General features: G+C 70.4%; 25 protein-coding genes. 19 read left to right on the forward strand and 6 right to left on the reverse strand.

What is annotated here, in order from left to right:
- Positions 1-184: hypothetical protein (locus AB7U46_RS11455; protein WP_428337106.1), on the forward strand; the 184-nt coding region annotated here is incomplete at its 5' end.
- A gap of 25 nt (positions 185-209) precedes the next feature.
- On the opposite strand, the gene AB7U46_RS11460 is transcribed toward AB7U46_RS11455, so the two are convergent.
- Positions 210-1,190, reverse strand: a complete 981-nt coding sequence (locus AB7U46_RS11460; RefSeq protein WP_428337107.1) for a GlxA family transcriptional regulator — start codon at positions 1,188-1,190, stop codon at positions 210-212.
- A 202-nt stretch (positions 1,191-1,392) separates the two neighbouring features.
- Here AB7U46_RS11460 and AB7U46_RS11465 point away from each other — a divergent pair, with 202 nt between their 5' ends.
- Positions 1,393-2,229: an alpha/beta fold hydrolase gene (locus tag AB7U46_RS11465; RefSeq protein WP_428337108.1), complete on the forward strand. Its 837-nt coding sequence runs from the start codon at positions 1,393-1,395 to the stop codon at positions 2,227-2,229.
- 77 nt (positions 2,230-2,306) lie between these two features.
- Here AB7U46_RS11465 and AB7U46_RS11470 read toward each other — a convergent pair whose 3' ends face one another.
- Complete coding sequence (locus tag AB7U46_RS11470; RefSeq protein ID WP_428337109.1) at positions 2,307-2,831, reverse strand: LuxR C-terminal-related transcriptional regulator; 525 nt, start codon at positions 2,829-2,831, stop codon at positions 2,307-2,309.
- A 296-nt stretch (positions 2,832-3,127) separates the two neighbouring features.
- On the opposite strand from AB7U46_RS11470, the gene AB7U46_RS11475 reads away from it, so the two are divergent.
- Complete coding sequence (locus AB7U46_RS11475; RefSeq protein WP_428337110.1) at positions 3,128-4,708, forward strand: alpha/beta fold hydrolase; 1,581 nt, start codon at positions 3,128-3,130, stop codon at positions 4,706-4,708.
- Between the two features lie 80 nt (positions 4,709-4,788).
- On the opposite strand, the gene AB7U46_RS11480 is transcribed toward AB7U46_RS11475, so the two are convergent.
- Positions 4,789-5,403: a TetR family transcriptional regulator gene (locus tag AB7U46_RS11480; protein WP_428337111.1), complete on the reverse strand. Its 615-nt coding sequence runs from the start codon at positions 5,401-5,403 to the stop codon at positions 4,789-4,791.
- A 224-nt stretch (positions 5,404-5,627) separates the two neighbouring features.
- Between AB7U46_RS11480 and AB7U46_RS11485 the strand changes: the two genes are divergently transcribed.
- The 9 genes from AB7U46_RS11485 (at position 5,628) to AB7U46_RS11525 (ending at position 15,182) form a co-directional block, all read left to right on the forward strand.
- A complete protein-coding gene (locus AB7U46_RS11485; RefSeq protein ID WP_428337112.1) occupies positions 5,628-7,022 on the forward strand; it encodes an efflux transporter outer membrane subunit in 1,395 nt (464 codons plus the stop codon).
- Between the two features lie 35 nt (positions 7,023-7,057).
- Positions 7,058-8,218 (forward strand): efflux RND transporter periplasmic adaptor subunit, encoded by a 1,161-nt coding sequence (locus AB7U46_RS11490; RefSeq protein ID WP_428337113.1) that lies wholly within the window; start codon positions 7,058-7,060, stop codon positions 8,216-8,218.
- A gap of 1 nt (position 8,219) precedes the next feature.
- Positions 8,220-11,339, forward strand: coding sequence for an efflux RND transporter permease subunit (locus tag AB7U46_RS11495; RefSeq protein WP_428337114.1), 3,120 nt, complete (start codon positions 8,220-8,222; stop codon positions 11,337-11,339).
- A 254-nt stretch (positions 11,340-11,593) separates the two neighbouring features.
- Positions 11,594-11,839, forward strand: coding sequence for a DUF2282 domain-containing protein (locus AB7U46_RS11500; RefSeq protein ID WP_428337145.1), 246 nt, complete (start codon positions 11,594-11,596; stop codon positions 11,837-11,839).
- A gap of 65 nt (positions 11,840-11,904) precedes the next feature.
- A complete protein-coding gene (locus AB7U46_RS11505; RefSeq protein WP_428337115.1) occupies positions 11,905-12,753 on the forward strand; it encodes a DUF692 domain-containing protein in 849 nt (282 codons plus the stop codon).
- Positions 12,737-13,471 (forward strand): DNA-binding domain-containing protein, encoded by a 735-nt coding sequence (locus AB7U46_RS11510; RefSeq protein ID WP_428337116.1) that lies wholly within the window; start codon positions 12,737-12,739, stop codon positions 13,469-13,471. Before AB7U46_RS11505 ends, AB7U46_RS11510 begins: the two co-directional genes overlap by 17 nt.
- Positions 13,468-13,899, forward strand: coding sequence for a DoxX family protein (locus AB7U46_RS11515; protein ID WP_428337117.1), 432 nt, complete (start codon positions 13,468-13,470; stop codon positions 13,897-13,899). The genes AB7U46_RS11510 and AB7U46_RS11515 overlap by 4 nt, the downstream gene beginning before the upstream one ends.
- A 103-nt stretch (positions 13,900-14,002) precedes the next feature.
- Positions 14,003-14,536, forward strand: a complete 534-nt coding sequence (locus AB7U46_RS11520) for a sigma factor (protein WP_428337118.1) — start codon at positions 14,003-14,005, stop codon at positions 14,534-14,536.
- Positions 14,537-14,540: 4 nt separating this feature from the next.
- Positions 14,541-15,182, forward strand: a complete 642-nt coding sequence (locus AB7U46_RS11525) for an NrsF family protein (protein ID WP_428337119.1) — start codon at positions 14,541-14,543, stop codon at positions 15,180-15,182.
- A gap of 23 nt (positions 15,183-15,205) precedes the next feature.
- Here AB7U46_RS11525 and AB7U46_RS11530 read toward each other — a convergent pair whose 3' ends face one another.
- From AB7U46_RS11530 to AB7U46_RS11540, 3 genes are read right to left on the reverse strand one after another with little or no spacing between them, the layout of a single operon-like run.
- On the reverse strand, positions 15,206-15,916 hold the full coding sequence (locus AB7U46_RS11530; RefSeq protein WP_428337120.1) for a VIT1/CCC1 transporter family protein: 711 nt from the start codon (positions 15,914-15,916) through the stop codon (positions 15,206-15,208).
- Between the two features lie 32 nt (positions 15,917-15,948).
- On the reverse strand, positions 15,949-17,286 hold the full coding sequence (locus tag AB7U46_RS11535) for an ATP-binding protein (RefSeq protein WP_428337121.1): 1,338 nt from the start codon (positions 17,284-17,286) through the stop codon (positions 15,949-15,951).
- Positions 17,283-17,942, reverse strand: coding sequence for a response regulator transcription factor (locus AB7U46_RS11540; protein ID WP_428337122.1), 660 nt, complete (start codon positions 17,940-17,942; stop codon positions 17,283-17,285). Before AB7U46_RS11540 ends, AB7U46_RS11535 begins: the two co-directional genes overlap by 4 nt.
- 128 nt (positions 17,943-18,070) lie before the next feature.
- On the opposite strand from AB7U46_RS11540, the gene AB7U46_RS11545 reads away from it, so the two are divergent.
- The 7 genes from AB7U46_RS11545 to AB7U46_RS11575 all read left to right on the forward strand — a co-directional run bounded on the left by AB7U46_RS11545 (position 18,071) and on the right by AB7U46_RS11575 (position 24,607).
- Positions 18,071-18,391 (forward strand): PepSY domain-containing protein, encoded by a 321-nt coding sequence (locus AB7U46_RS11545; protein ID WP_428337123.1) that lies wholly within the window; start codon positions 18,071-18,073, stop codon positions 18,389-18,391.
- 160 nt (positions 18,392-18,551) lie between these two features.
- On the forward strand, positions 18,552-18,926 hold the full coding sequence (locus tag AB7U46_RS11550; protein WP_428337124.1) for a hypothetical protein: 375 nt from the start codon (positions 18,552-18,554) through the stop codon (positions 18,924-18,926).
- Between the two features lie 21 nt (positions 18,927-18,947).
- Positions 18,948-19,421, forward strand: a complete 474-nt coding sequence (locus tag AB7U46_RS11555; protein ID WP_428337125.1) for a DUF2271 domain-containing protein — start codon at positions 18,948-18,950, stop codon at positions 19,419-19,421.
- Between the two features lie 15 nt (positions 19,422-19,436).
- Positions 19,437-21,641 (forward strand): PepSY domain-containing protein, encoded by a 2,205-nt coding sequence (locus AB7U46_RS11560; protein ID WP_428337126.1) that lies wholly within the window; start codon positions 19,437-19,439, stop codon positions 21,639-21,641.
- Positions 21,622-22,584 carry an FAD:protein FMN transferase gene (locus AB7U46_RS11565; RefSeq protein ID WP_428337127.1) on the forward strand — a complete coding sequence of 321 codons (963 nt, stop codon included), beginning with the start codon at positions 21,622-21,624 and terminating at the stop codon, positions 22,582-22,584. Before AB7U46_RS11560 ends, AB7U46_RS11565 begins: the two co-directional genes overlap by 20 nt.
- 200 nt (positions 22,585-22,784) lie before the next feature.
- The gene (locus AB7U46_RS11570) at positions 22,785-23,945 is read left to right on the forward strand and encodes a transporter substrate-binding domain-containing protein (protein ID WP_428337128.1); all 1,161 of its coding nucleotides are present in this window, start codon (positions 22,785-22,787) and stop codon (positions 23,943-23,945) included.
- Complete coding sequence (locus AB7U46_RS11575; RefSeq protein ID WP_428337129.1) at positions 23,942-24,607, forward strand: ANTAR domain-containing response regulator; 666 nt, start codon at positions 23,942-23,944, stop codon at positions 24,605-24,607. The genes AB7U46_RS11570 and AB7U46_RS11575 overlap by 4 nt, the downstream gene beginning before the upstream one ends.
- Positions 24,608-24,619 lie beyond the last annotated feature (12 nt).

Raw genomic sequence — 24,619 nt, forward strand, 5'->3', positions numbered from 1 at the left:
CCCGGAGCGGGTCGGCAGGAGTTCGGTCACCATGGCGGTGACCGGGGAGCAGGGCGGGCAGGTGGCCTTCGAGGCGCGGTTCGTCTCGGTCTTCGTCGCGCGGGCCAGCCGGACGAAGATCCCGGTTCCCGCGCATGTCCGGGCGGCGCTCGCCGCGGCGCAGACCATCGCGGGCGGGGAATGATCGGCTTGCCTCCCGCGCGGGGCCGTCACGCCCCGGCGGGGGGACGTGCCGGGCCGAAGGTCTGACGATAGGCGGCCGGCGTCATCCCGGTCAGCTTCTGGAAGCTCTTGCGGAAGGCCGCCACATCGCCATAGCCGACCTGCCAGGCGATCTGCTCGATCGCCTCGGTCCCGGTCTCGAGCGCGGCGCGGGCCTTGCTGATGCGCACCTGCTGCAGGTAGGTCTTGGGCCGATGCCCGGTCGCGGCGGTGAAGCGGCGCAGGAAGGTGCGCTCGGTCAGCCCCGCGATCGCCTGCAAGTCGCTTTGCGGCAGGGGGTCCGCCGCATGGGCATGCAGGTGATGCTGCGCGCGGCGGATCGCCTCGTCGCCGTGATCGAAGCGCGGGATGAAGCTTGCGAAGGGGCGCTGGCTCGTCCGCGGCGGCTCGATCAAGAGAAAACGCGCCGTCGCCAGCATGGTCGAGGGGCCGAGCAGCCGCTCGACCAGTGTCAGCCCCAGATCGGTCCAGGCGAGGATACCGCCCGCGGTGACGATGTCGCCCTCGTCGAGGACCATGTGCTCCTCGGCGAGGTGGATCTCGGGGAAGCGCCGCGCGAGCTGATCGGCAAAGGCCCAGTGCGTCGTCGCGCGGCGGTGGTCCAGAAGGCCGGTCTCCGCCAGCACGAAGGCCCCCGCGCAGACCGAGCAGAGCGTCGTGCCCTCCGCGTGACGGCGGCGCAGCCAGTCGGCGCTGGCGGGCTGCGGCGGCATCCGTTCGGGCATCACGATGCTTGGCGGCGCGATGACATGGGTGAGGTGATGGCGCTCGGCAGGGTGGCTGTCCCAGACCGGGCGCACGCCCTCCGCCTCCGCCCGCCAGTGCGAGACGCGGATCACCCGCTCGGGTGTTTCGGACCATTCGCCCGCGATGCGGAAGAGGTCGGTCAGCCCGTGCACCGCCGAAAGCTGACAGTCCGGGTAGATCAGCAGGCCGATCTCGGCGATCGGGGTCGGGGAGGGGGGCATTGTCGGTTTTGCCTCGGTTGTTGTCAGTTCCGCCACGCGTCGCGGCGCAGCGCACCACCTAGAACGGTTCGGGTCGAAACCAAGAGGACAGGCCATGCAGATCGCACTTACCCGACGCCAGCTTCTGATCACGGCCGCTGCGGCCGCGGTTGCAGGAAGCTGGTCCCAAGCTGCCCTCGCCAAACCCGAAGGAGTGTTTACAATGGGTTACGTCACCACCACCGATGGCACCGAGATCTTTTACAAGGACTGGGGGCCGAAGGACGCCCAGCCGATCATGTTCCACCACGGCTGGCCGCTGAGCTCGGACGACTGGGACGCGCAGATGCTGTTCTTCCTGTCGAAGGGGTTCCGCGTCGTCGCGCATGACCGCCGCGGCCATGGCCGCTCGGCCCAGGTCTCGGACGGCCATGACATGGACCATTACGCCGCCGATGCCTTCGCCGTGGTCGAGGCGCTCGATCTGCGCAATGTCGTCCATGTCGGGCATTCGACCGGCGGCGGCGAGGTGGCGCGCTATGTCGCGCGGCATGGCGAGCCCGCGGGCCGCGTTGCGAAGGCGGTGCTGGTTTCGGCGGTGCCGCCGCTGATGCTCCAGACCGCGGAAAACCCCGAGGGGCTGCCGATCGAGGTCTTCGACGGTTTCCGTTCGGCCCTTGCCGCGAACCGGGCGCAGTTCTTCCGCGACGTGCCCGCGGGGCCGTTCTACGGCTTCAACCGCCCGGGGACGACGGTGCATGAGGGCGTGATCCAGAACTGGTGGCGCCAGGGGATGACGGGCAGCGCCAAGGCCCATTACGAGGGGATCAAGGCCTTCTCGGAAACCGATCAGAGCGCGGATCTGAAGGCGATCGGCGTGCCGGTGCTGGTGCTGCATGGCGAGGACGACCAGATCGTGCCGATCCATGACGCCGCGCTGAAGGCGATCAAGCTGCTGAAAAACGGCACGCTGAAGACCTATCCCGGCTTCTCGCACGGCATGCTGACGGTCAATGCCGAGGTGCTGAACGCCGATCTTCTGGCCTTCGTGCAGGCCTGATCGACCCCCGGGGCGGTGCCCGCGCCGCCCCGGGGCAGGCACCGCCCTCCGCCGCGCGCTCCGATGCCCGTCCCGGCCTAATCCGGCTGGATCAGCCCGCAGCGCGCCGCGGTCGCGACCGCTTCCGACAGCGTCTGCGCCTTCAGCTTCTGGCGCAGGTTGCGGCTGTGCATGTCGACGGTCGGCAAGGAGATGTTCAGCTCCCAGGCGATCCGGTCCCGCCGCCGCCCCGCCGCAAGGAGCGTGAGCACCGCCTTCTCGCGCGGGCTCAGATGCGGCGGCTCGGCTTCGGCCGTCTGCGCCGGGCTGGGCGCGAGAAACAGCACGATCCGAATCCGCCCCGGCACGCAGGGCAGAACGTTGACCTGCCGCAGCCAACGCACCGCCGCATTCGTCGGGCGCAGCACCGTCGGCTCCGGATCGTCGCGCCGGTTGGCGGCGGCGAGCGCGTCACGCAGCACCTCCCGCGGCAGCGCCGAGAGCAGCGCGCCGGGGGGCATCGCTGGGCCGCCCGCCCCCTCCGGCGCCGGGCCCTGCGCCAGAACCTCGCCATCTGGCGCGACGTCGAGCCAGATCAGATCGGGCACAGACAGACGTGGCATCGCCACGATTTCCCCATGAATTTCAGTGCCATGCGGCATGGGCTTTCTCCGGTCCGCTGCCGTCTGCCCCGGTGGCTGCACGGCTCGGGACAGGCTAGGGGGGTGCCAGATCCGCCTCGCCCCCCTTTTGGGGGGCATGATCAATTCATGTGCCTTTGGGGCGAATATTTCCGAAGAAGGACGGTTTTTCTTGCCTCGGGCGCCCGGGGGGTCGACTGTTTCGGGGCTCGCCCCGCGTCGGCGCCGCATGTCGGACACGGATTTCACCCCATTCCTGACGAACCGGTTCTGCCCCTATGCCTTTGCCGTCCCGCAAGCCGCGGCCTTCGCAACTGCTCGAGACGCTGGTCTCGGTGCTGCCGACCGGCCCCGACCGAACCCTGCCCCCGGAAGAGGAACTGCTGACCCGCACGACGCATGAAAGCGCGAGCGAGCGGTTCTTTCGCCGCAACTTCGCGCGCTGCGGCCTGTCGGTGAACCTTTATGACCGCCTCGGCGCGCGGCAGATCGCACCCTTGCTGTCAGAAGAAGCGGTGTTTCCGACGCAGCTGCTGATGCCGCAGAACTCCGCGGCCGGATGCGCCTTCGTCTTTGCCGAGCGGGCGCTCTATTTCCTTTACGACCGGCTCGATCGCTGGGGGAATGCGCCGGGCCATCTGGCCTTCGTCGCGGTGCGGATCGACCCGGCGGAGCTTGTCGCGCTGGCCGGCGATGCGCCGCCGGGGCTGCAGCTCGCGCCCAGCGAATACGATCTGCTTGCGCAGCTGCTTTGCGGTCTCGATCTGAAATCCGCCGCCGCGGCGCTGGGGGCCGCCTATGACACCAAGCGCAAGCAGATCCGCGTGGTGCTCGACAAGTTCGGCGCAAGAACCCAGACCGCGCTGCTGCGCAGTCTGACGATGGAACTGACCGCAAGGCTGCTCGACGCGCTTTTGCCGAGCGCGCAGCACAAGCCGGAATGCGCCCTGGTGAAACGGCAGTTCGGCGGCGATGTGGTGACCAGCACGATCTCGGTCGGCACTGGCGGGGATCTGCCGGTCTGGGAATTCGGCGCGCGCCATGGCCGGCCGGTCCTCTATTTCCACACCATGCTTTCGCCGGTGGTGTTCCATGACGACATGACCGAGGTCTTGCGCGCGCACAACCTGCGCTGGATCGTGGTGCCGCGCCACTTCCTGGGGCAGGACATGCCCTTCGACGCCGATATGCGCATGGCGCATCTGACCCGCGCGCTGGGCGAGACCCTCTCGCATCTGACCGAGGGGCCGCTGGTCTGTCTGGGGGAAAGCATCGGCGTCTCCTGGGCGGTGCATTTCGCGCGCCACAACCCCGGGCTGGTCGAGCATCTTCTGCTGGCGGCGACGCCCACGCCCGGGCCGGAGCATGACGCCGGGCAGAAGATCACGCTTTACGGGGAAATATCGGCGCGGCTGCGGCGCGACCGGCGGGTGAACGCCGGGCTCGCGCGGATCTACAACGCGCTCGCCCGAGTTCCCGCGCTGGCCGAAAAGGGGCTCGCGCATCTCTATCGCCACTCGCCGCCCGATCTGGCGATGGTCGAGGCGCTCTGCGGGCAGGCGCATTTCTTCGAATGGTTGCAGCTGATCGCGACGGTCGCCAGCAGCTCGTCGATGGATGAGCTGCAGGGCATGCAGCGCAACTGGCTTGCCGATCTGCAGGCGCTCGAGTGCCCGATGTCCTTCATCCATGGCGCGGACGACCCGATCAGCCCGCCCGACGGGGTCGAGGCGATGCTGAAGGATCTGCCGCAGGCGGAGTTTCTATGCCTTGAAAACGCAGGGCATTTCGTCGTCAGCCAGCATTTCGCGGCGCTTGCGGCCCATGCGGCCAACCTGCCCAGACGCCCGACGATGTGACGGCCCCGGCGTTCCGGCCGTGGCCGCGGTGCCGACGGGGCGTTGCCCTGCGGGATGTGCCGGGCCATTCCCGCGGCGGCTCACGGCGCATCGGCGCGGCGGAGCGAGCTGATGTGGTGATGGAGCAGTTTCCCGCCGGTGCGTGACAGATCGAACATCTTGCCGCCGCGAAGCCATTCGTTCAGCAACCCGCTGAACATCACCATCAGCGAGATCGTCACCTCCTCCGGCGTGAGCCGGTCGGTCAGCAGATTGGCGCTGTCCGCCCGGTCGAGGAGCCGCCGGAAGACCTGCCAGAGCTCGGCGTTCAGGGCCGTCAGCCAGGCGCGGGTCTCCTCCGGCAGCGCCGCGTTCGAAAGGATGATATGCATGCGCTGCTGGCGCGGGTCGGCGGCGAAAAGGGCGAGGAAATCGCGCCCGGTGGATTCGAGGAATTCGAGCGGGTCTTCCAGCGTCTCCTGTTCGGAGGCGGCGCGGATCAGGGCGAGCTGCGGGGCGGAAATGGACTCGTGCAGCGCCGTGAGGACGGCGGTCTTGTCCTTGAAATGCCAGTAGAAAGCGCCGCGCGTGACGCCGGCGGCCCGGGCGATCTGCTCGAGCGTGGTGAGCGCGATTCCGCGCTCACTGAACAAAAGCTCGGCCGCGTCCAGGATCTTCAGCCGCGTCTGTTCCGCGTCCGCCTTGCATCGTCTCACCCGGTTTCCTCCTGCCCTGCGGCCCCGGCGCGCGGCCTCCCCCGGGGGCGCGTGCCGGTCCTGTTGTTCCTCTCCTCACACAGTCTGTGCGTCAAGGCCGCCTTATGACGCAATTCGTTATTTACATCCATACATGAATGTATGTAATTCCGCAGTCATCGAGCGAACAGGGGCGCGGGGCATCCGACGCGGTGCGTGAACGTGCCCGGCAACAGGAACGGGACATGGCATTGCAACTCACTGAACCTTCGGGGCGCGCGCCGTCGCGCCGGTCTTTCCTCTGGGGGGCGGCCTCCTGCCTGGCGCTCGCCGCCTGCGCGGATGTCGACTATCAGGCGCCCGAGGCCGCGGTGGCCGATCGCTTCGACGGCGCGGCGCCTGCGCGCGGGAGCGCGGCCGAAAGCCGCGACTGGTGGCTTTCCTTCCGCGACGCGGAGCTGAACCGGCTGATCGAGGCAGGGCAGGCGCGCAACCTTTCGGTGCAACAGGCGCTTGCCGCGATCGAGGAGGCGCGCGCCACGGCCGCGGCGACCGGGGCGGCCGATCTGCCGCAGGTCTCGGGCTCGGCCGCCGCGACGCGCGGCGACACCCAGGGCACCGGCACCCGCTCCACCACCTCGGCGGGGCTCGGCGTGAGCTGGCTGCTCGACATTTTCGGGGCGAACCGGATGAGCCGCAAGGCCGCCGCGGCGCAGCTCGACGCGGCCTATCTCTCGGCCGATGTCGCGCGGCTGGTGATGGAAAGCGCGATCGCGCAGGCCTATGTCACGCTGCGCTACAACCAGGAAAGCATCGCGCTGACGAAGCGCTCGATCGAGAGCCGCAAGCGCAGCCTCGAGCTGACGAAGGCGCAGGTCGAGGCGGGCGATGCCGCGCGGCTCGACCAGATCCAGGCCGAGCAGCTGGTGGCCGAGGGCGAGGCGCAACTCCCCGCCTTCGAGACCGGTTTCGACCAGGCGCTGGCCGCGCTCGCGACGCTGACCGCCGAGCGCAGCGCGACGCTGCGCCCGCGGCTGCAACGCGGCGCGCCGCAGCCGAAGCCGCGGTTCAAGGCGAGCGTCGGCGTGCCCGCGCAGGTGATCGCGGCGCGCCCCGACGTGCGCATGGCCGAGCGCAATTACGCCGCCGCGGCCTATCAGGTCGGCGTGGCGAAGGCCGCTTTCTACCCCTCGATCTCGCTTTCGGGCTCGATCACGCCGACGAATATCCGCCATGCCGGCTCGATCAGCTATTGGGCGGTGGGCCCGCAGATCGACCTGCCGATCTTCACCGGCGGCGCCAACACCGCCAATCTGAAGGGCGCCGAGGCGCGCGCGCTGCAGGCGAAACTCGCCTGGGAGGCGGCGGTGCTCACCGCGATCGAGGAGGTCGAGAGCGGGCTTGCCGCCTATAACCGCGACGGCCGCGCGATCGCCGCGCAAAGCCGGCTGGTGAGCACGAGCGCCGAGGCGGTCGATCTTTCGCGCACCAATTTCAGCTACGGGCAAGGCAATTTCATGTCCGTCCTCGATGCCGAGCGCAGCTATCTTTCCGCGCAGGAAGGCCTTGCGGCGGCCGAACGCCAGCGCGCCTCCGACTTCATCACCCTTGCCGTCGCCGCTGCCGGCGGCGCGCGCTGATCCCTCTCTCCTCCCCAGATCCGAAGGTATCCCTCATGCCCGTCCTCCCCCCGCTCAGGGTCTTGCCGCTTCTGGCGCTGACCCTCGCCGCCACCCCGCTCGCAGCGCAGCAGGCGCAGGGCCCCGCCCGCGTCACCACCGTCACCGCCCATGCCGCCGATTTCCCGCTCACCGCGCGGCTGCCCGGGCGGATCAAGGCCTCGACCGTGGCCGAGGTGCGCCCGCAGGTCTCGGGCATCATCCGCGAGCGGCTCTTCACCGAGGGCGCCTCGGTCGCGAAGGACGCGCCGCTCTACAAGATCGAGGACGAGAGCTATCAGGCCGCGGTCGCGGCGGCGAAGGCGGCCGTGGCGCAGGCGAAGGCGAACCGCGACCTTGCCGTGCTCGAGGAGAAACGCGCGATCGAGCTTTTCGGCAATAACGCCGGTTCGGCGCAGAAACGCGATTCCGCCGTGGCCGCGCGGCAGGCGGCGGATGCCGGGCTGCAGGCGGCGCAGGCGCAGCTGATGAGCGCCGAGATCGACCTCGACCGCACCACGATCCGCGCCCCGATCGCGGGCGTCATCGGCCTCTCGCAGACGACGACCGGCGCGCTGGTCGCGGCACAGCAGACGACCGCGCTCGCCACGATCCGCGCGCTCGACACCGTCTATGTCGACGTCACCCAGTCGGCGACCGACATCCTGCGCCTGACCTCGACCGCCGAGGGCCGCGAGATGCGCGCGACCGGCGCGGCGAAGCTGATCCTCGCCGATGGCTCGATCTATCACGAGACCGGCCACCTCGCCGCGGCCGAACCCAATGTCGAACCGACGACCGGCATGATCACCCTGCGCATGACCTTCCAGAACCCCGATCACCTGCTGCTTCCGGGGATGTATGTCGAGGTCGACCTGCCGCAGGCGATGGCGCGCGGCGCCGTCGCGCTGCCGCAAAGCACGGTGATGCGCGATCGCGGCGGCAATCCCTTCGTCTGGGTCGTCGATCAGGGGACCGTGGCGCAGCGTCCGGTGCATGTCGCGACCTCCTCGGGCTCCGACTGGATCGTGACCGACGGCGTGCGCGACGGCGATCAGGTGATCGCCTCGGGCTTCCAGAAGACCGGGGTCGGCGCCCCGGTCGAGATCATCCCGGCCGAGGGCGAAGCCCCCGCGCCGGCTGCCGCCCCGGATGCAGCGGCGGGCGAGGGCAACTGAGATGGCGCGTTTCTTCATCGACCGCCCGATCTTCGCCTGGGTGATCGCGATCGTCATCATGGGGCTCGGCGCGCTCTCGATCCTCAATCTGCCGGTCTCGCAATATCCCTCGATCGCCTCGCCCTCGGTGGTGATCTCGGCAACCTATCCCGGCGCCTCGGCGGAAACCGTGGCCGATACCGTCGTGCAGGTGATCGAAAAGCAGATGACCGGCCTCGACGGGCTGCGCTACATCAACTCCTCCACCACCTCGACCGGGCGCGCGACGATCACCCTGACCTTCAAGCTCGGCACCAACCCCGACATCGCGCAGGTGCAGGTGCAGAACAAGCTCAGCCAGGCCGAGGCCGCGCTGCCGCAATCGGTGACGCGCCAGGGCGTGACGGTGAAGAAGTCGACCACCGGCTTCCTGATGGTCGTCTCGCTGATCTCGCCCGACAAGTCGCGCAATCAGGTCGAGCTGTCCGACTACATGAACTCCTCGATGGTCGAGAATTTCTCGCGCCTGCCGGGGGTGGGCTCGGTGCAGGTCTTCGGTTCGGAATATGCGATGCGGATCTGGCTCGATCCGCAGAAGCTCAAGGCCTATGACATGGCGCCGGCGACGGTGATCGCCGCGGTGCAGGGGCAGAACGCGCAGATCTCGGCGGGTGCCTTCGGCGCGCAGCCCGCGCCCGAGGGGCAGCTCCTGAACGCCACGATCACCGCGCAGTCGCTGCTCAAGACGCCGCAGGATTTCGAGCGCATCGTGCTGCGCGCCGATACCGACGGCGGCATGGTTCTGCTGCGCGACGTCGCGCGGGTCGAGCTCGGCGCCGAGAATTACGAGATCCAGGCCTATTACGACGGCGCGCCCTCGGCGGGCATGGCGATCCAGCTCGCCTCGGGGGCGAATGCGCTCGATACGGCAAAGCTCGTGAAGGCGCGGCTGGAGGAGATCGCGCCCTATTTCCCCTCGGGGATGAGCTATGTGATCCCCTATGACACCACCCCCTTCGTCACCCTCTCGATCGAGGCGGTGGTGCATACGCTGCTCGAGGCGATCGCGCTCGTCTTCCTCGTGATGCTGCTTTTCCTGCACAATTTCCGCGCCACGCTGATCCCCACGCTCGCGGTTCCGGTGGTTCTGCTTGGCACCTTCGGGGTGATGGCGGCCTTCGGCTTCTCGATCAACACGCTCACGATGCTCGCGATGGTGCTGGCGATCGGGCTTCTGGTCGACGACGCGATCGTCGTGGTCGAGAACGTCGAGCGGATCATGGCGGAGGAGCATATCTCGCCGAAGGAGGCGACGAAGAAGTCGATGGGCGAGATCACCGGCGCGCTCGTCGGCATCGCCATGGTGCTTTCGGCGGTCTTCGTGCCGATGGCCTTCTTCGGCGGCTCCACCGGCGAGATCTACAAGCAGTTCTCGGTCACCATCGTCTCGGCGATGGTGCTTTCCGTGATCGTGGCGATCGTCTTCACCCCGGCGCTTTGCGCGACGATGCTGAAACCGCATTCGGGGGCGAAGGCGGGGATCGCGGCGCGCTTCTCAAACGGCTTCGAGAACCGCTTCACCCGGATCACCGGCGGCTATGGCGGGATCGTGAAATGGGTGGTGGCGAACCCGTTCAAGGGCGTCGTCGTCTATGCGCTTATCGTCGCGGCGATGGGCGCGCTTTACATGCGCACGCCGACCTCCTTCCTGCCGAACGAGGATCAGGGCGTGCTGATGACGATCATCCAGGCGCCCTCGGGCACCACCGCCGAGCAGACCAAGAAGGTCGTCGAGAAGGCCGAGCAATATTACCTCAACGCCGAGAAGGACAATGTCGCCTCGGTGTTCTCGGTGGTGGGCTTCTCCTTCGCGGGCCAGGGCCAGAACATGGCGATGATGTTCGTCAAGCTGAAGGACTGGGAAGAGCGCGTGGGGCCGCAAAACGGCGCCGAGGCGATCGCGGGGCGTGCCTTCGGGCCGCTGATGGGCGGCATCAACGAGGCGATGGTGATCCCGATCGTGCCGCCGCCGGTGCTCGAACTGGGCAATTCGAACGGCTTCACCGCCTTCCTGCAGGCCCGCACCGGGCAGACCCACGATGAGCTTCTGGCCGCGCGCAACATGCTTCTCGGCATGGCCTCGCAAAGCGACAAGCTGATGGCGGTGCGCCCGAACGGCGTCGAGGATGCCGCGCAGTTCAAGCTCAACATCGACTGGCCGAAGGCCGGCGCGGTGGGGCTCACCGCGGCCGAGGTCGGCGATTTCCTCAACACCGTCTGGTCGTCGACCTATGTCAACGACTTCCTCTATGACGGCCGGGTGAAGCGCGTTTACGTTCAGGGCGAGCCCTGGGCGCGCGCGACGCCCTCGGACTTCGACCTCTGGCGGGTGCCGAACGCGAATGGCGATTTCGTCTCGCTCTCGACCTTCGCGACGCAGGAATGGGTCTATGGCCCGCAGCAGGTGGTGCGCTATGACGCGCTGCCCGCGATGGAGGTGCAGGGCTCGTCGAAGCCGGGGGTTTCCTCGGGCGAGGCGCTGAGCGAGATGGAGCGTCTGGCCAGCCAGCTGCCGCCCGGCTTCTCGCTGCAATGGTCGGGCCTCTCGCTCGAGGAGAAGCAGGCCGGCAATGGCGCGATGATGCTCTATGCGCTCTCGCTTGCGGTGGTGTTCCTCTGCCTCGCCGCGCTTTACGAAAGCTGGGTGATCCCGATCGCGGTGATCCTGGCGATGCCGGTGGGCATCCTCGGCACCCTGATCGGCGCCTGGATCGGCGGGCAGTCGAACGGCGTCTATTTCCAGGTGGGTCTGCTCACCGTGGTCGGGCTGACCGGCAAGAACGGCATCATGATCGTCGAATTCGCCCGCGACCGAATGCGGCACATGGGCGAAACCGCGCGTGAAGCGGTGGTGGCGGCGGCGCGGCTGCGCTTCCGTCCGATCCTGATGACCTCGATGGCCTTCTCGCTGGGCGTGGTGCCGCTGATCCTCTCGACCGGCGCCGGGGCCGGCGCGCGCGAGGCGATCGGCTATGCCACCTTCTTCGGCACGCTCTCGGGCACGGCGCTCGCGATCTTCTTCGTGCCGCTCTTCTTCGTGCTGACGAACCTGCTCTTCGGGCGCCGCAAGAAGGCGGCCTGAGGGGCCCGAACGCCAGCGCAGGATCTTCCGGGCCGTCCTTCGGGGCGGCCCGTTCCTTTCGGGGGGCGGCACAGGGCGCGATCACGCCTGCGTGAGCGGCGTAACGATCGGCCGGGGCGGTGCGAATTGCTTGGGGAAGGGACGGGAGAGCCGCCCTTCCTCAGCAACAAGGGAGACCTCTGATGACCGCACCGACCCCCCGCCTCGCCCCGCAGCTCACGCTGGGCGCCACGCTGCTCTGCGCGCTCGGCGCGATGGCCGCCGTGCCCGCGCAGGCCGCCGACATGGAGAAATGCTACGGCATCGCGCTTGCCGGGCAGAACGACTGCGCCGCCGGCCCCGGCACCACCTGCGCCGGCACCTCGAAGGTCGACTACCAGGGCAATTCCTGGAAGCTCGTCCCCGCCGGCACCTGCACCGAGATGATGCTGCCCGCGGGCATGGACGGCATGGCGCGGCACGGCTCGCTCACGCCGCTCGAGCGCGACATGGCGAAGTAACGCCGCCGCACCGATCCGGGGCGCGCGGCCCGTCCGCGCCCCCTTGCCCCTCCGGAGGAACCGCCATGCCCGATCTGCCCGCCGCCGCCGGCCTCGGCTTCAAGCCGCAGCATTTCCCCGCGATCCGCGCCGATCGCGCCCGCGTCGCCTTCTTCGAGATCCACGCCGAGAATTACATGGGCGCGGGGGGCCTGCCGCATGCGCAGCTGGCCGCGCTGCGCGCCGATCACGCGCTCTCGGTGCATGGGGTGGGGCTCTCGATCGGCGGCGCCGGCGGGCTCGACCGCGCGCATCTGCGCCGGCTGCGCGCGCTTTGCGACCGCTACGCGCCGGAAAGTTTCTCCGAACATCTCGCCTGGTCGAGCCACGACGGCGCCTATCTGAACGACCTGCTGCCGCTGCCCTATACCGAGGAGACGCTTGCCACCGTCTGCGCCCATGTCGACGAGGTGCAGGCCGCGCTGGGCCGGCGGATGCTGCTCGAGAACCCGGCGACCTATGTGACCTTCGCCGAGACGACGATCCCCGAGACCGAATTCCTGCGCGAGATCGCCGCGCGCACCGGCTGCGGGCTGCTCCTCGACGTCAACAACCTCTTCGTCTCCTGCACCAATCACCGCCGCGACCCGCGCGCGATGCTCGCCGCCTTTCCGCTTGCCGCGGTGGGGGAGATCCATCTCGGCGGCCATGCGCGCGAGGAGCTGCCCTCCGGTCCGCTGCTGATCGACGCCCATGGCACGCCGGTCGCCGACCCGGTCTGGGCGCTTTACGCCGAGGTGATCGCGCTGGCCGGGCCGCTGCCGACGCTGGTCGAATGGGACAACGATGTCCCCGACTGGCCGGTGCTCGCCGCCGAGGCCGACCGCGTTTCGGCGATCCTGCGCGGGGAGGGGCGCCATGCGCTTGCATCGTGAGACCGAGGCCGCCTTCGGCGCGGCGCTGGGCGGCGCGGCGCTGCCGCCCGGGCTTGGCGCCGAGGCCCCGCGCCGCTTCGCGGTCTATCGCAACAACGTCGCCGTCAGCCTTGGCGCCGCGCTCGCGCGCCGCTTTCCGGTGATCCGCCGCCTCACCGGTGCGGAATTCTTCGCCGCGCTCGGTCGCGATTTCATCGCCGCGCATCCGCCGCAAAGCCCGGTGCTGCACGAATGGGGGGCGGAATTCCCCGCTTTCCTCGCCGCCTGCGCGCCGCTCGTGCCCTATCCCTATATGGCCGATGTCGCGCGGATCGAACTGGCGCGCGGGCAGGCCTTTCACGCCGCCAATGCCGCGCCGCTCGATCCCGCGCGGCTGGCCGGTGCCGATCCGGCGCGGCTGCGCCTCGCGCTGCACCCGTCGGTGATCGTGCTGCGGCTCGAGACCCCCGCGGTCACGGTCTGGGCGCGCAATCAGCCGGGCGCCACGCCCGGGCCCGCCGATCTGCCCGCCGGCGCGGAGATCGCGCTGATCCTGCGCGACCGCGCCTTCGAAGTGCCGGTGCGCGCGATCACGCCCGCCGAGGCCGCGCTGATCGCCGCGCTCGACCGGGGCGAGACGCTGGCGCAGGCGGCGACGCAGGCCGCCGCGCCTGATCCCACACCGCTCCTCGTCGCGCTGATGCGCGCGGGCGCGCTTTGCGAAGGAGGCCCCGCATGACCCCGATCCCCGCCCTCAACCGCGCGCTCGGCCGGGTGCCGCCCGACGCGGTTTCGCTTGCGCTGCGGATCTTTCCCGCGCTCGTCTTCCTGCAATCGGGGCGCACCAAGGTCGAGGGCTTCACGATCAAGCCCGCGACCTATTACCTTTTCGAGAACGAATACGCCCTGCCGCTGATCCCGCCCGAGATCGCCGCGGTGATGGCGACGACGGCCGAGCATCTGCTGCCCGCGCTGATGATCGCCGGCCTCTTCACGCGCTTCGCCGCGCTCGGGCTGATCGGGATGACCGCGGTGATCGAGATCTTCGTCTACCCCGGGGCCTGGATCACCCACGGGCTCTGGGCCTCGGCGCTTTTCGCGCTCGTCGTGCTCGGGCCGGGGCGGTTCTCGCTCGACCGCGCCTTCGGCCTCGAGCCGGGGCGCTGAGGTGGCGGGGGCCTGCCTTTTGCCGGCTGCGGCGATGGATTGCCGCGGGGCAGGCGGCGGGGCTAGACTGGCGCGCAGGGGCGCTGCACGGGCGGAGGGCACCTTGGCCGAGGACGAAAGCTGGGAGCAGTTGCTGACCCGCGCGAATGCCGGTGACGGGCAGGCGCTCGCGCGGTTTCTGCGCGCGGTGAGCCCGTCGATCCGCACCATCCTGCGCGCGCGCGGCGGGGCGCTGCCGCCCGATCAGCACGAGGACGTGCTGCAGGAGGTGCTGCTCGCGATCCATCTGAAGCGGCAGAGCTGGACCCCCGGCGCGCCGGTGCGGCCCTGGGTCCATGCGATCGCGCGCTACAAGCTGATCGACGCCTGCCGGCGGCGCGGTGCGGCGATCCATCTGCCGATCGAGCCCTTCGCCGAGATGCTCGCCGATCCGCATCAGGCGACACCGCTCGCCGGGCGCGACGCCGAGCATCTGCTTGCCCAGATCGACCCGCGTTCGGCGGCGCTGGTGCGGGCCGTCGCGCTCGAGGAGGAAACCGCGGCCGAGGCGGGCGGCGCGCTTGGCCTTTCCGCCGGGGCGGCGCGGGTGGCGCTGCATCGCGCGTTGAAACGCCTGGCCCAGATTGCGAAAGGATGAGGTCGTGAGCACCCCAGACCAGACCGAAGCCCTCATCGCGCGGCTTGCCGCGGCGCCGGCGCCCGCGCCGCTCGCCCCGGGGCGGATGCTGGCCCTGGCCGGCGCCGGGCTGGCGGCAAGCCTGTGCGGCTTGCTGGCCGTGCTTGGCCTGCGCGCCGACTGGTTCGCCGCGATCGCGCAGCCGGTGGTCGCGGCGAAAATGCTGTTGCCGCTTGCGATCGGGCTGCTCGCGCTGGCCGCCGCTTTGGCGAGCACCCATCCGGGGCGGCGCGTGCCGCTCTGGCCGCTGCTTGCGCCGCTTGCCGTGGCGGTGGCACTTTTCGCCGCGCGCGCCCTTGAAACCCCGCCCGGGGGCGAGCTGGCCGAGCTGATGGGCCAGACCGCCGCGGCGTGCCTGCTCTCGATCACGCTCGTCTCGGCGCTGCCGCTCGGCCTGGGCCTCGCCGCCCTGCGCCGCGGCGCAAGCACCCGCCCGGCGCTGACCGGCGGGCTTTACGGGCTCGCCGTCGGCGGTTTCGCGGTGGTCGGTTACACGCTGCACTGCCCCGAGGATTCGCCGATGTTCTACGTCACCTGGTACGGGCTCGGCATGGGGATCAGCGCCGCGCTGGGCGCGGTTGTCGGGCGCCGGCTGCTGCGCTGGTGAGCGGTGCCGCCGGCGCCCGGGCCTCAGACGCTGACGCCGAAGAGCCGGCCGACGCCCGCGGTGATCGCCATCGCCGCCGCGCCCCAGAAGAGCACGCGCAGCGTCGCGGGCCCCATCGGTGCGCCGCCCGCGCGTGCGCCCAGCGCACCCAGCGCGGCGAGGCAGACCATCGTCGCGCCGACGACGGTCGGAATCACCTGTCCCGCCGGGGCAAGCACCGCGGCAATCAACGGCATCGCCGCGGCGACCGAGAAGGTTAGCCCGGAGGCGAGCGCCGCCTGCAGCGGATTGGCGGCATGCACTTCGCTCAGCCCCAGCTCCTCGCGCACATGGGCGCCGAGCGCGTCCTTTTCGGTCAGCTCGCGCGCGACCAGCGCGGCGGTGGCCTGGCTCAGTCCGCGGCTCTCGAAGATCGAGGCGAGCTCGCGCTCCTCCTCCTCGGGCGTGTCGCGCAGCGCGGCGGTTTCGCGCGCGATATCGGCGCGCTCGATGTCGGATTGCGAGGAGACCGAGACATATTCGCCCGCCGCCATCGACATCGCGCCCGCGGCGAGGCCCGCGCCGCCCGCGATCAGCACTGCCGTGGGCGAGGGGTCGGCCGCGGCGACGCCGACGATCAGCGAGGCGACGGAGACGATGCCGTCATTCGCGCCGAGCACCGCGGCGCGCAGCCAGCCGGAGCGGTTGATGAAATGCAGCTCCTCATGGGCCGACTGGTAGGGAAGGGGGGACATCTTTGCCTCGCGGTTTCGCTGGGTGGGAAGGGTCAGGGTTCATGTGTCAGGGGCAGATCGACGGTGACGGCAAAGCCGCGCGCCTGGCCGGCAATCGGCGAGGCGAGCGCAAGCCGCCCGCCCGCGCGCGCGACGATCGCATGCACGATCGCAAGGCCGAGCCCGCTGCCCTTGCCCGCGCCCGGCGCGCGCTCGAACCGCGTGCCGAGGCGCGCGAGGGTTTCGGCGGGCAGGGGGGCGCAGTCGTTCTCCACGGTGAGCCGCCCCCCGGTGGTCAGCCGCACGGCGACCGGCGCGCCCGGCGTGCCGTGGCGCAAAGCATTGTCGACGAGGTTGCGGCAGAGGATGCCGAAAAGATCGGGGTCGAGGTCGGAGAGCAGCGGCGCCTGCGGCAGATCGAGCGTCGCCGGCGCCGCGCCCGCAAGCCGCGCGGTGTCCTCGACCATGATCCGCGCCACCGGGCGCAGATCGCGCAGCGTGTCGGTGCGCAGCTTGCCGCCCTCGGCGCGGGCGAGCTGCATCAGCCCCTCGGAGAGGCGGGTGAGCCGTTTCAGCCCGGCCTCGATCTCACCGGCGCGGGCGGCGGCGGCGGGGTCTTTCGTCTCCGCCCGCAGCCGCTGCGCCTGGGCGATCGCGCCGGCGAGGGGCGTGCGCAGCTCATGCGCGGCATTGGCGGCAAAGCTGCGCTCGGCCTGAAACGCGGCGTCGAGCCGGGCAAGCAACGCGTTCATCGTCTGCGCAAGCGGGAGCACCTCGGCGGGCAGATCGCCCGCCTCGACCGCGGAGAGATCGGCCGCGCCGCGCTGGGCGAGCCGCAGCCGGAACCGGCGCAGCGGTGCGAAACCGAAGCGCAGGATCAGCGCGATCGCGGCAAGCGAGAGCGGCACGATCAGCGCGAGCGGCGCGAGCAGGCCGATCTGCAGCTCGCGCGCGACGGTGGCGCGATGGGCGAGCGGCTCGGCCACGGTGATGGTGATCGAGCCGCGCAGCGCCTCGTCGGAGTAAAGCCGCAGCGCGGCGGTCTGCGAGAACCCGGGGCCGGTGTAGGGGGGGAACACCGCCGGATCGGCGCGATGCGATTGCAGGAGCACCGCCCCCGCGCCGTCGCGCACGACATAGGTGAAATGCTCCTCGTGGCTGCGGATCGCGGGCACCGTCTGCACCCCGGTCGCCCCCTCGCGGCCAAGGATCTCGCTCACCGCGAGCGGCAGCACGCGCTGCGCGGTCTCCTCGAGCGCGGAATCGAAGACCTCGTTCAGCTCGGAACGCGCAAGCTGCGCGGTGGCGAGCGCCCCCGTCGCCCAAAGCGCGATCACCGCGCCGCCCACCGTAAGGCCAAGCCGCAGCTGAAGGGAATGCGGCGCCCTCATCCGCGCCCCAGCCGGTAGCCGAGCCCGCGCTCGGTCTCGATCACCCCGGCGCCGAGCTTCTTGCGCAGCCGGCTCACATGCACCTCGACGGTGTTCGAGCCGACCTCGTCGTCGAAGGAATAAAGCCGCTCCTCGAGCGCCTGTTTCGACAGAAGCTGCCCGGGGCGGCTGAGAAACGCCTCGAAAAGCGCCCATTCGCGCGCGGTGAGCACGACCGGCTTGCCCTCGCGCCGCACCGAGCGCGCGGCGAGATCGACGGCGAGGGGGCCGAGCGTCACGATCGGGTTCGGATTGCCCGAGTAGCGCCGCGCCACCGCGCCGATGCGGGCGGAAAGCTCGGCCAGATCAAAGGGTTTCACGAGGTAGTCATCCGCCCCGGCATTGAGCCCGTCGATCCGGTCCGACACCTGATCGAGCGCGGTGAGGATGATGACGGGGGTGACGTCGCCGCGCGTGCGCAGCGCGCGCAGGAAGCCAAGCCCCAGCCCGTCGGGCAGCATCAGGTCGAGCAGGATCAGGTCGTATCCCGCCACCGCCATCGCATCGCGCGCGCCGTCGAGCCGCGTGACCCAGTCGACCGGATAGCCGTCGGCGGCGATCTGGTCGCGCACGGCCGAGCCGAGCACCTCGTCATCTTCGATCAGCAGAATGCGCATGGCTCCTCCGGAACTGCGCCAGCTTATTGCGCGCGAAGCTGACGGCAAGCTGAACCGCACGCCGGGGCCGCTTCAGGCTGGTGTCAGTTTCGCGCGGCAGAAGGGGGCAACCGATCACGGAGGATCCGATGCCGAATTTCCGCCGCCCCCTTGCCCGCCTCGCCTTCGCCGCGCTCGGGCCGTGCCTTGTTGCCGGTGCGGCGCTCGCCGGCGAGGATCATTGCCGCGTGCCGATGGCCGAGTGGCAGCCGCGCGCGGCGGTGCAGGCGCTGGTCGAGGCGCAGGGGCTGACCGTGCGCCGGATCAAGATCGACGATGGCTGCTACGAGGTCCACGCCCGCGACGCGCAGGGCCGCGAGGTCGAGTTGAAGCTCGATCCGGCGACGCTCGCCGTCGTGCAAAGCGAATTCGAGGGCGATCACGACCGCGACCGCCGCCCCGAGCACTGATCCCGGGCCTCGGCCCGGGTGGGGCGCGCCGGAGGTTTCCTTGGTCGGACCGGTGCGCCCCAGCTGACAGGAAGCTGAAGCGAAAAACGCCCCGGCTTCAGCCCGCGCTCAGCTTGGCGGGCGAAACCGGCCCCAGATCAACCCATCCAAAGGAACTCCGATGAAATCCGCACTTGCCCTTCTGGCCCTTTCCACCGCGATCGCGACGAGCGTCGCGGGCGTGCTCACCGCCGCGCCGATCGCCGCGCCGGCGGCGCTGTTCTCCGCCCGCCCCGCCGCGACGGGAACGGCCCCGGCGCCGATGCAGCTCCGCCTCGCCGAGAATGACGACGATGACGGCGGCTGGTTCGGCCGCAAGGGCGAGCGCCACGAAAGCGACGACGACGAGGACGACGACGATGACGAGGGCCGCGGCTGCGCGCCGGGTCAGCCGGGCTGTGCCACGGGGATGGCCCCGGCGCCCGCCGGTACGGTCGCGCCGCCCGCGAACGGCCTTTTCGCCCCGGGCGCAAAGCCCGCGGTGCAGGTCAACTGATCCGATCGAAGGAGACATCCGATGAAACATCTTCTCACTGCGCTGGCGCTCACGACCGCGCTGACCGCCGTGCCGGTGCTCGCCCAGGCGAAGCCCGTCACCTTCACCACCCAGATGCAGAGCTACGGCGGCAATGGCGCCTATCTCGCCTATTACGTCACCGATGCGCAGGGCGCCTATGTCGGCAGTCTCTGGATGGCGGGCGGCAAGGCGAAATATTACAAGCATCTGAGCGGCTGGCAGGCCGCGACCGGCGGCGATACCGCGCAGGTCGACGGCATCACCGGCGCCTCGGTCGGCTCGGGGCGCTCGCTCAAGATCACGCTCGATCTGCAGGATGCGCTGTTTGACGCCGGCTATGTGCTCCATGTCGATGCGGCGGTCGAGGACATGCGCGACAGCCCGAACGAGATCGTGCTGCCGCTGACCTCGGACGCTGCGGGCAAGCCGGTGCAGGGGCGCGGCTATATCGACACGCTGACCGTCAGCTTCTGATCCGGAGACCCGCCCATGCTGCGTTCGCTTCACCGTTGGCCGGGGCTCGTCCTCGCCGTGCTTCTTGTCGTGCTGGCCTCGAGCGGCGCGATGCTCTCGGTCTACCCCGCGCTCGAGCGCATGGGGGCGCCGCAGGCAGAGGCCGGGCTGACGGTGGCGGAGCTGGCCGCGCGGGCGGGGGCCACCCATCCCGGGCTCGAACAGATCCGCCGCGCGCCTTCGGGGCGGATCACCGCCTGGTGGTTCGACGGCGGCGCGCCCGGCAGCGCGGTGATCGACCCGGCGACCGGCGCGGATGCGGGCTCGGCCGATCCGATGCCGGGCGAGCGCTGGCTCGTCAATCTGCACCGCTCGCTCTTTCTCGACGACACCGGGCGGTGGGTGATGGCGGCGGGGGCGGCCGGCATGGCGCTGCTCACGCTGTCGGGCGCGGCGATGGTCGCGCGGCGGATGGGCGGCTGGCGGCGCTGGTTCGGGCGCACGCGCGGGCCATGGCCCGGGCGCGTGCATGTCGAGCTTGCGCGCTTCGCCGTGGGGGGCTTGCTGCTGTCGTCACTCACCGCGCTCTGGATGACCGCCTCGACCTTCTCGCTCCTGCCCGACGAGGGCACCGACCCTGCGCCCGCGACGGCAACGCAGGGGCTCGCCCGGCTCGACCCGGCGCAGATCCCGCTTTTCGCCGAGACCCCGGTGAGCACGCTGCGCGCGCTCTCCTTCCCCTCGACTCAGGATCCGAGCGACGTCTTCACCCTCACCACCACCGGCGGCACCGCGCTCATTGATCCTGGCACCGGCGCGGTGCTCTCCTCCGCCGCGCCGACGCCCTGGGAACGGGCGAGCGCGATCGTGATGATGCTGCACACCGGGCAGGGGGCCGCGGTGCTCGGCCTGATCCTCGGGCTGATGGCGCTGACCGTGCCGGTGCTCACGGTGACCGGCGTGGTGCAATGGCTGCGCACGCGGCACTCGGGCATGCGGCTGAAGGGCAATGCCGCCGCCGGCGCGGCCGAGACGATCCTGCTCGTCGCCTCCGAGGGGGGCACCACCTGGGGCTTTGCCCGCACCCTGCGCGATGCGCTCGCGGCGCAGGGGCAAAGCGTGCATGCCGCGCCGCTCAGCCAGTTCGATCCGGCGCGTTACGGCCATGCGAAGCGCTTCCTGATCCTCGCCGCGACCTATGGCGAGGGCGAATCCCCCGCCGCCGCGCGCGGTGTGCTGGCGCGGATCCGCGCGCTGAAGGCGCCGCCCGCCGCGCCGGTCGCGGTGCTCGGCTTTGGCGACCGGGCCTTTCCCGAATTCTGCGCCTATGCCGGCGATCTCGCGCAGGCGGCGCAGGCGATCGGCTGGGCCGAGCTGATGCCGCTTGGCACCGTGAACCGCCAGTCGCCGCAGGATTTCGCGCGCTGGGGGCAGGATCTGGGCGCCGCGCTGGGCCTCGATCTCGAACTGACCCATCTGCCCGAACTGCCCGCGGGCGAGGCGCTGCGGCTGATTGCGCGGCGCGACTATGGCGCCGAGGTGCAGGCCCCCGCCGCGATCCTGCGCTTCGCGCTGCCGGCGCAAAGCCTCTGGCAGCGGCTCACCGGGCAGGGCTTCGCGCGCTTCGAGGCGGGCGATCTTCTGGGCGTGCTGCCCGCGGGCTCGGACCTGCCGCGGTTCTATTCGCTCGCCTCCGGGGCGCGCGACGGCTTTGTCGAGATCTGCGTGCGCCGTCAGCCGGGCGGGCTCTGCTCGGGCCAGCTCACCGATCTGGCGGTCGGCGACACGATCACCGCCTTCCTGCGCCGCAATGCGGGCTTCCACGTCGCCCCCGCCCGCACGCCGCTGATCCTGATCGGCGCGGGCGCCGGGATCGCGCCGCTCGCGGGCTTCATCCGCGCCAACCGCCGCCGCCCCGTGCATCTGTGGTTCGGCGCGCGCACGCCGGAAAGCGACTTCCTCTATGAGACCGAGCTCACCGGCTGGGCCGAGCGCGGCCAGCTCGCGACGCTGTCGCCGGCCTTCTCCCGCGCGGGGCGGCGCGAGCATGTGCAGGACCGGCTGCGCCGCGAGGGCGGCACCGTCGCGCGGCTGCTCGCTGCCGGGGCGCAGGTGATGGTCTGCGGCGGGCGCGAGATGGCCGAGGGCGTGCGCGCCGTGCTGAACGATCTGCTCGCCGCGCGCGGGCAAAGCCTCGAGGCGCTGAAGGCGGAGGGACGCTATGCCGAAGACATCTTCTGATCTGAAACGCCGCGCGCTCAGCGGTCCGACGATGGGCACGCGCTGGTCGGTGGTGCTTTACGCGCCGGAGGTCGCCGATCTCGCGCCGCTCGACCGCGCGCTGCAGGCGGCGGTCGAGGAGGTCGACGCGCAGATGTCGACCTGGCGGGCCGAGAGCGATCTGATGCGCTTCAACGCCGCGCCCGAAGGGGTCTGGACGGCGCTGCCGGCGCGGTTGCTCACCGTGCTCGATTGCGCGCTCGAGATCGGGCGGCTCTCGGGCGGGGCCTTCGAGATCGCGATGGGCGATGCGGTGGCGGCCTGGGGCTTTGGTGCGACGCCGCCCGATCCGGAGGCGATCCGCGCCGCGCTCGCCCGTCCGCGCCGGCCGAGTTACGAGACGCTCGAGCTCGACCTCGCCGGGGGCCGCGCGCGCAAGCACGCGCCGATGGCGCTCGATCTGAGCGGTATCGCCAAGGGCTATGGCGTGGACCGGCTCATCGAGGTGGCGCAGGAGCACGGCATCGCCCATGCGCTCGCCGCGATCGACGGCGAGCTGCGCGCGCTTGGCGCCCAGCCCGACGGGCGCGGCTGGGCGGTGGCGGTCGAGCGCCCAGACCCGGAGCTGCGCGCGGTGCAATCCGTTTTCGAGCTGCGCGACCTCGCGATCGCCACCTCGGGCGACTACCGCCACCAGATCACCCTCGGCGGCCGCACGCTGTCGCACACGATGGACCCGCGCCGCGGCGCGCCGCTCCTCGACGGGCCGGCCTCGGTCACGGTGCTGACCGAAAGCTGCATGCGCGCCGATGCGCTGGCCTCCGCCTTCATGGTGCTGGGCGAGGCGGGGCGGCCGCTTGCCGAACGGCTCGGCGTCGAGCTGCTGTTTCTTGCCGCGCCGGAGGGGGTGGCATCCGGAGAGCGCCCAATTTCCGGGCAAACCCTTTCTGCGGTGCAGCGGTGATGGGCAGATCCGGGCGGATCAGGGGGTGCCCGGCCCCGATCGTAACAGGGTCTTGACATCTGCCCCGCTGATTCCCGATGGTGAGACATGCGCTGAGCAAATGTGCTCCTGACGGCGCAACCGAATCTCAAGATAAGCCGGCAAGTAAGCCCCCGAAGCGGTTCCCGCTTCAGGGGCTTTTTCGTCGTTTGGAAGGCACCATGGAACGTATCGACCTGCCCCTCGGATTGCTCTTCTCTGTCACCGGCTCCTATGGGACCGTGGCGCATACGCTGCTCAACGGCGCGCGCCTCGCCTGCGAGGAGATCAACGCCGACCCGCAGGCCGGGGTGACGCTGCATCCGGTGCATCTCGACCCCGGCTGCGCGCTGCAGAACTACGCCCCCGCGGTACGCGAGATGTTCGATCAGGGCATCCGCCACGTCTGCGGCTGCTATACCTCCTCGAGCCGCAAGGAGGTGATCCCGCTTTTCGAGAAACACGACGCGCTGCTCTGGTATCCGACCCATTACGAGGGGTTCGAGGGCTCGACCAACGTGATCTACACCGGTGCCGCGCCGAACCACCACATCTCGCCGCTGATCGACTTTCTCTGCGCGCGCTACGGGCGGCGGGGCTATTGCATCGGCTCGAATTACATCTGGGGCTGGGAAAGCAACCGGGTGATGCGCGAGGGGCTGCTCAAGCGGCAGGGCGAGGTGGTGGCCGAGCGCTATCTGCCGGTGGGCGAGACGGAGATGGCGGCGATCGTCGCGGAAATCCTTGAAACGAAACCGGATTTCGTTTTCAACGCGCTGATCGGGCAGTCCTCCTACGCCTTCTTTCGCGCCTTCCGCCAGGCCTGCATCGCCCGCGGCATCGACCAGGTCGCGCGCTTTCCGGTGGCCAGCTGCAACCTCTCCGAGCCCGAGCTGCGCGCGATCGGCCCCGAGGGCGCCGACGGTCAGATCAGCTCGAGCGTCTATTTCTCCTCGCTGCCCGGGGCGCGCAACGCCGCCTTCGTCGCGGCCTATGACGCGGCCTTTCCGGCGGGGCCGGTGGTCTCGGCCGAGGCCGAGGCGGCCTATGTCGCGGTGCATCTTCTGGCGAAATCCGTCGCCCGCGCAGGCACCGTCGAGACCGGCCCGGTGCGCCGCGCGGTGGCGGGGCAGGGGATCGACGCGCCGCAGGGCCGGGTGACGATCGACCCCGACACTTTCCACGCGGCACTCACCCCGCGCATCGGCATCTCGCGGGCGGATTACGAATTCGACGTGGTGCTCGAGGCCGGCGCCCCGGTCGCCCCCGATCCCTATATGATCGGCTCGACCACCGTTTTCGAACCGGCGCAGCGGCGCGCGCAGATGCGGGTGGTGTCATGAGAGCAGCCCGGATCGCGCAGAATTTCAAGGGCCGCAGGGCCGTCATCTTCTCCGCCGCCGGCGGCTCGCTCGAGGTGCTCGAGACGGTGCTGCGCCGGCTTGGCCTCGAGCCGGAAATCCGCCCGATCGCCGCGGGGCAGGCGCTCGAACTGCCCGCCGACCTCTCGCCCGAGCGGCATGTCGCGATCCTCGACGGCGACCTGATCCTGCCCGCCGCCTGGCCCGGGGCCGAGGCCGCGGCGGAAGGGGCGGCGGCGCCCGCGCCCTGTCCGACGATCGGCCTCGTCGGTTCCGAGGCGCCAAGCCGGCTGCGCGCGCTGATGCAGCTCGGCGCGCTCGCCTTCCTGTCGAAGCCGGTGCATGGCGGCTCGGTCTATTCGGCGCTTTATCTGGCGGTGAACGAGTTCAACCGCACCAGCCAGCTGCATGCGGGCCAGGCCGAGCTGATCGCGCGGCGGCACAAGCGCATGCATGTCATCCGGGCCGTGGTGGCGCTGATGCGCGCCACCGGGCTCGACGAGAATGCCGCCTATGACCTCCTGCGCAAGGAGGCCATGCGCGCGCGCGTCAGCGTCGAGGATCACTGCGAGATCCTGATGCAGACCCTGACGACCGGCGATCTCGATCGCACGACGACCAACAAGAGGTGCGAGGCGCGCTAGCGGAAAGCACCC

The organism is Paenirhodobacter sp. (genome assembly GCF_050177655.1).
Taxonomy (GTDB): domain Bacteria; phylum Pseudomonadota; class Alphaproteobacteria; order Rhodobacterales; family Rhodobacteraceae; genus Rhodobacter.